Here is a 6322-nt window from a genome sequence, read left to right as displayed (position 1 = left end):
GCTGATGAAATACGGTATTCTGATGTGACAAAACCTGAATCCTGGTCGTTAAAGTGTTGGTTCGTACTCATATTTTAACTGTTAGGACTCAGGTTTTTTATTTAAATCAAACTATGGGACAGCAGTGGGGCTTAGCCTCCTCTTTTTATTTGCAGCCATGTATAAACCATATATAAAATAGATGCTCTATACTGCTGTCAGCTTATTCGTCTACAAGAAAGCGGGAGATAGCAACGCGTAATTGCTTTAAATATCCAGTAAAGAAATGATTTGCACCGGGTAAGATGGTGAGTAAATGGCGTTGCGGTTTGGCCCATTCAATTAAGTCGGACAACAAGGTTACTTCGTCAGCTTCACCATGCAGGAACAGAATATCACCTTTAATGTGTGGTGTAACATAATGACGTACACCTGCAACTGTTGCAGTCGGTAGTCCACATAAAATCAATTGTTTGGGTTTAATTTCATCGGGCAATACATGAAAACACTTTGCCATGACATGGGCACCAAAACTAAAGCCTGCTGCATAAAAAGGCAAATTGATATGCTTACAGCGAATCTGTTGAATAATTTCTAGAATATCATCCGTTTCGCCATGGCCTTTATCGTGCTCACCCGTACTTTGGCCAGAGCCTCGGAAACTTGGACGATAGACAATACAGCTGCGTTCAAGAAACATCTGAGCAAGCAGAACTGGAACTTTATGCTGCGGAGTGCCGCCTTGTAGGGGGTGAGGATGACATACCAGCGCAAATCCTTTCACTTCACCCTGTGGATAATCAACAAAAACTTCCAGTTGACCTGCAGGACCTTGAATGAAAATTTGCTCGGACATGTAATAACCGACTCATGACAGAAGAGAGGGCTATTTTAGCGTTAAGACCCAGTAAAAACACAGATTGGCAATAAGACAATGCTACTGTTATAGTCTGTTTAATTGTTTTTTGACCAGGTTATTCATGCTCGCCTTAATTTCTCCAGCCAAGACTTTAGATTACGAATCTGCACTTCCAACCGATGCACATACACTGCCAAGATTACTAGAACATTCACAAGAACTTGTAAATGTGAGTCGTAAGCTTTCTGCAGCAGATATCGCCAATTTAATGAGCGTGAGTGAAAAAATTGCCAAGTTGAATGTCGAGCGTTTTAATGATTGGCAGCCAGAGCTGAGCTTTTCTAATGCGCGTCAGGCTTTATTTGCCTTTAAAGGGGATGTGTATACCGGACTGGATGCTTATGCGCTGAATGATCAGCATATTGCCTATGCACAGCAGCATTTGCGTATGTTGTCTGGACTGTATGGTTTGTTGCGTCCTCTAGATTTAATGATGCCCTATCGCCTAGAAATGGGAACCAAGCTCAAAAATCCACGTGGTCATCATCTTTATGATTTTTGGGATAATATCATTACTGATTTGATTAACCATGATTTAGCCGAGGTGCACTCAGAACTATTGGTGAATCTTGCTTCGGATGAATATTATAAATCGGTCAAACCAGGCAAAATTAAAGCCGAGATCATTAAGCCGGTTTTTCTGGATCAGAAAAACGGCAAATACAAGGTCATTAGCTTCTATGCAAAAAAAGCACGCGGATTAATGGCACGTTTTATCATTGAAAATCAAGCAGAACGTGCTGAGGACTTAAAATCATTTAATCTGGATGGTTACTATTTTGATGCAGAGAGTTCGCTACAAGGTGAGCTGGTCTTTAAACGCGACGAGCAGCAAGCTGCTTAAATGAGAGTAACAAGGTAAAAATCCCGATAAATTTCGGGATTTTTATTGCGAAAAAATAAACAGGATTTTGAAATATTTTATCATTATATTTTAATTCATGTTTGTTAACATCATGATGAATTGTTGAACAATAAAATTTTATGATGAAAAGATTATTAGTTCCAACCTTTATTTTTGCAGTGGTTTTACTGGGGTACGGGGTTTATCGCGACAGTCAAATGAAAAAAAGACAGGAAATGGATCAACTGATTCAGGATGCGCATCGATCTTTGAGGGCTGTAGAAGCAAATCCAAATAATAGGGTGGTAGAGCAGAGTGAAACTTCGGATCCCCATTTTGCAGCACCCTTGCATGTGAAATCCAGCAAGTTTTAACGCCTGGGTTTTTACTATATGTTTTAAATATATTGTTAAGTTATTTAAATTTAATTAAAAATAAATTTTAGAAACAATAAAAAGCATTGTGTTATAATTTGCCAAGATCTGAATTCTTATATTTACATTGTAAGTGTTTCACTTTCTATCTCAGGAGGCTGCATAAAAGTTATGCGGCTTTTTTGTTTATGGTTTTTGTTATCCGGTTGTTTTGTCGTCTACGAAACATTGTAGAAAATATTTGTTTTTAATGAAAATATTGGCATATCGATTGCTTGGACATCTATAAACTTAATGGTGATTTGAGAAACGGATCATTAATTTTATAGCGTGCTGATAGCATAAAGTTTACTTACAGGGGTAAAGTCATGACGACTCCTAATCCATCTTCAGAGAATATGCTAGAACGCTTATTTAAGCTCAGTGAAAACAAAACCAGTTTTCGCACAGAAGTTCTTGCAGGTGTAACCACTTTCTTAACCATGTGTTACATCATTATTGTCAATCCAATGATTTTATCCGAAACTGGGATGGATCATGGGGCTGTTTTTGTTGCAACCTGTCTTGCAGCTGCAATTGGCTGTCTGGTGATGGGGCTTGTTGCAAATTATCCGATCGCGCTTGCACCGGGTATGGGGCTGAATGCCTACTTTACCTATTCGGTGTGTATGGGCATGGGGATACCTTGGCAAACGGCACTGGCTGCCGTGTTTGTTTCAGGGCTGGTGTTTATTGCCATCAGTATGTTTAAAATCCGTGAAGCGATTGTCAATGCCATTCCTATGTCGCTGAAATTTGCGATTGGCGGCGGCATTGGCTTGTTCCTTGCACTGATTGCATTAAAAAATTCAGGCATTATTGTCGATAATCCGGCTACCCTTGTAGGCTTGGGTGACTTGAAACAACCGACAGTATTGCTGACCTTGCTGGGTTTCCTGATGATTGTGGTGATGCATCACTTTAAAGTCCGTGGTGCCATCATTATCAGTATCCTGGTGATTACCGCGATTGCTACAGCAATGGGGCTGAACGAATTTAAAGGTGTTGTAGGAGCCATTCCATCGATTGCTCCAACCTTCCTGCAAATGGATTTTGAAGGCCTGTTCACGGCCAGTCTAGTTGGGGTCATCTTTGTATTTTTCCTGGTGGATTTATTTGACTCGACGGGTACCTTGGTGGGGGTTTCACATCGTGCCGGCCTGTTAAAAGATGGCAAATTACCACGTTTGAAAAAAGCACTCTTTGCTGACTCGACTGCGATTGTAGCGGGTGCAGCATTGGGTACTTCCTCTACAACACCTTATATTGAATCGTCTGCGGGGGTTGCTGCAGGTGGTCGTACAGGTTTGACCGCTGTGGTTGTTGCCGTGTTGTTTGTGCTGTGCTTATTCCTGGCTCCTTTGGCGCAATCGGTTCCAGGTTTTGCTACTGCACCTGCATTATTATTTGTAGGTGTGTTAATGATTCAAGGGATCGTCAACATTGAATGGGATGATATCACTGAAGCCGTTCCTGCATTTTTAACCATCGTATGCATGCCATTTACCTATTCAATTGCCGACGGTATTGCAATGGGCTTTATTAGCTACGCATTAATCAAGCTGCTGACTGGGCAAGCGAAAACTGTACCTTATATGGTCTGGATTGTTGCGGCTCTTTGGGCATTGAAATTTGCTGTATTTGGCGGCTAATTCACCCCATTCAGAATAGGGTGTAAACTCGGTTTGCACCCTTTTTTATTTTTGAAAAATTTTATAAGGATAAGATATGAATCAACTTGAGCTTATTCAAGCCATGCCAAAGGCGGAGTTACACGTCCATATTGAAGGGACTTTTGAGCCTGAGCTGATGTTCGCGATTGCTCAACGCAATCATATTGATATTCCGTATAAATCTGTTGAGGAAGTGAAACAGGCGTATAACTTTCATAATTTACAGTCTTTTTTAGACATCTATTATGCGGGTGCCAATGTCCTGATTCATGAACAGGACTTCTATGATCTGGCTTGGGCATATTTTGAAAAATGTGCTGAAGACAAAGTGGTTCACACCGAAATGTTCTTCGATCCGCAGACCCATACCGATCGTGGCATTGCTTTTGCAACGGTGATTCAGGGTTTAAAACGTGCCTGTGATGATGCGCAAAGCAAATTGGGCATTAGCTCGCATTTAATTATGTGTTTCTTGCGCCATTTAAGTGAAGAAGCCGCATTTAAAACTTTAGAGCAGGCTTTACCTTTTAAAGAGCAAATTATTGCGGTGGGGCTGGATTCAAGTGAAGTTGGACATCCACCTGCAAAATTTGAACGTGTTTTTGCCAAAGCACGTGAAGCAGGTTTCTTAGTGGTGGCACATGCAGGTGAAGAAGGTCCGGCTGAATATGTCTGGGAAGCTCTGGATTTGCTGAAAGTAAACCGTATTGATCACGGTGTGCGTTCTGAAGAAGATGCGACGTTGATGCAGCGCTTGATTACAGAAAAAATGCCTTTAACCGTGTGTCCTTTAAGTAATTTAAAACTCTGTGTGGTTGATGATATGGCACAGCATAATATCAGCCGTTTATTGCAACAGGGTGTACATGTAACGGTCAATTCAGATGATCCATCTTATTTTGGTGGTTATATGAATGATAATTTCATTGCAATTACAAAAGCTTTAGACCTGTCAAATGATGAGCTAAAGCAATTGGCGAAAAATTCGTTTGAAGCTTCATTTATCTCGGATGCTGAAAAGCAAAAATGGTCACAACAGATTGATTCTTTGGTGTAATCCATTCCTTTGAAAAATGCTTTTGGATTGGGCAGATTGATATATTGATCTGTTCAATAACTATTAGGTTCTAATGTGAAAAAGTTTTTTTGCTGGGTATTTGCAGTCGTTTTATTGATTGGCTCTGTATCAGTTTTTGCGACCGATAAAAATGCTACTCTAACCCAGAAAATGTTGAAACCAGTGATTGAACAAGGCTGTAAAAGTGAATTGAATGCTTCAAAAGTGTGGCAATCCGCAGCTTTGTTCATGAGTTCAGAGCGGCAATCAACCGTACAAAAACAAATCTGTGGTTGTGTGGGTGAACATGCCTTGCAGGACGTTTCGGTCAAAGAGTTAGCTATGGCATCGATGAGTGAATCTGCAAAAAATAGCCTGATTAAACAAGCGGTGGTGAACAGTGTTAAAGGTTGTGCCCAAGACGCTTTGAAATAACTTAGGGTTATAAATTGAACTATAAAAAAGCCGCATCAGTAATACATCAATGCGGCTTTTTTATGGAGACAAAATTGATTATTTTGCTTGTCGGGTCATGCTGCGCAAGATGTTATCTTTATCGATGAAATGATGTTTTAATGCCGCCGCAATATGACCAATGACAAGTAAGCCTGCAAACCAGGATAAATAAATGTGTACAGGTTTTACGATGGCTAAAAGGTTGGGATTATCCTGGACCAAACGTGGAATTTCGAATAAATACAAAACAGGTGCCGGATGTCCTGCACTCCAGCTAAATAAGCAGCCGGTAATCGGTAAAGCCAGTAACATGAGATATAAAGCTAAATGTCCCAGATGTGCCAAGACTTTCATCAAAGGTGACATGCTGTCGGGTAGTGCTGGAACAGGGTGGGTATAGCGCCAAAATATACGAATTAGGACCAGAAAGATAATGGTGGTGGCGATGTTCTTATGTAGAGTAATGACCTGACCTTTAAAGCTTCCATCAACCTCATAACTTAGAAAATTTCCGCTATAAAAACCAATACACCATGCTGCAATAAAAATAGCAGCCATGAGCCAATGCAGCATTTGTGCCGTACGCGTATAGTATTGTGAGGTATTTTTCATGTTATACCTATGTATCCATATGTCATTTTCAAGTCTGGGTATGCTAATCAAAAAGCCCATATTTAAAAATGATGGATATGGAACGAAGCGTGTGCTTCTTGCAACACTGAAAAGGATGCTGTTTTTTTAATCGGATTATCCGGATGTGGAAAATTCAACTGAAATATAGATTTCTTCCTTGGGAAAGTTTCGGCAAAATATGCCTAACATATTTTATATTTAAGGATTAAGCTGTGAAAAAAATCTTTGTACACGACAAAAAAAGATAACTCATTGAAATAATGGCATAATACTTGTTTTCTGACGACGAATATGATGACACATTTCAATGAGTTACATCTCATCTTAAACAAATATCTAAAGTGGAAC

7 protein-coding genes are annotated in these 6322 nt (G+C 40.0%); 5 read left to right on the top strand and 2 right to left on the bottom strand.

The genetic code is table 11. The features are described 5' to 3' along the window. Window positions 1–202: 202 nt before the first annotated feature. On the bottom strand, window positions 203–835 hold the full coding sequence (locus FTU91_RS15330; RefSeq protein WP_086195611.1) for an alpha/beta hydrolase: 633 nt from the start codon (window positions 833–835) through the stop codon (window positions 203–205). A gap of 124 nt (window positions 836–959) precedes the next feature. On the opposite strand from FTU91_RS15330, the gene yaaA reads away from it, so the two are divergent. The 5 genes from yaaA (at window position 960) to FTU91_RS15305 (ending at window position 5320) form a co-directional block, all read left to right on the top strand. Next, on the top strand, window positions 960–1742 hold the full coding sequence (gene yaaA, locus FTU91_RS15325) for a peroxide stress protein YaaA (protein WP_180082781.1): 783 nt from the start codon (window positions 960–962) through the stop codon (window positions 1740–1742). A 140-nt stretch (window positions 1743–1882) separates the two neighbouring features. Continuing rightward, window positions 1883–2116, top strand: a complete 234-nt coding sequence (locus FTU91_RS15320) for a hypothetical protein (protein WP_180082780.1) — start codon at window positions 1883–1885, stop codon at window positions 2114–2116. A 368-nt stretch (window positions 2117–2484) separates the two neighbouring features. Beyond that, entirely contained in the window at window positions 2485–3807 is a 1323-nt protein-coding gene (locus FTU91_RS15315) for an NCS2 family permease (protein ID WP_166166715.1), read from the top strand. 76 nt (window positions 3808–3883) lie between these two features. Next, window positions 3884–4885 (top strand): adenosine deaminase, encoded by a 1002-nt coding sequence (locus FTU91_RS15310; protein WP_180041833.1) that lies wholly within the window; start codon window positions 3884–3886, stop codon window positions 4883–4885. Window positions 4886–4960: 75 nt separating this feature from the next. Then, complete coding sequence (locus tag FTU91_RS15305) at window positions 4961–5320, top strand: hypothetical protein (RefSeq protein WP_180041831.1); 360 nt, start codon at window positions 4961–4963, stop codon at window positions 5318–5320. A gap of 78 nt (window positions 5321–5398) precedes the next feature. Here the strand turns inward: FTU91_RS15305 and FTU91_RS15300 are convergent, their stop codons facing one another. Further along, entirely contained in the window at window positions 5399–5953 is a 555-nt protein-coding gene (locus tag FTU91_RS15300; RefSeq protein WP_180041829.1) for a cytochrome b, read from the bottom strand. Window positions 5954–6322: the final 369 nt, after the last annotated feature.

The sequence above is a fragment of the Acinetobacter sp. YH12201 genome (assembly GCF_013418145.1).
Classification (GTDB): domain Bacteria; phylum Pseudomonadota; class Gammaproteobacteria; order Pseudomonadales; family Moraxellaceae; genus Acinetobacter.
The sequence above is the reverse complement of the archived record's forward strand: the minus strand, read 5'-3'. Positions and strand labels throughout refer to the sequence as shown.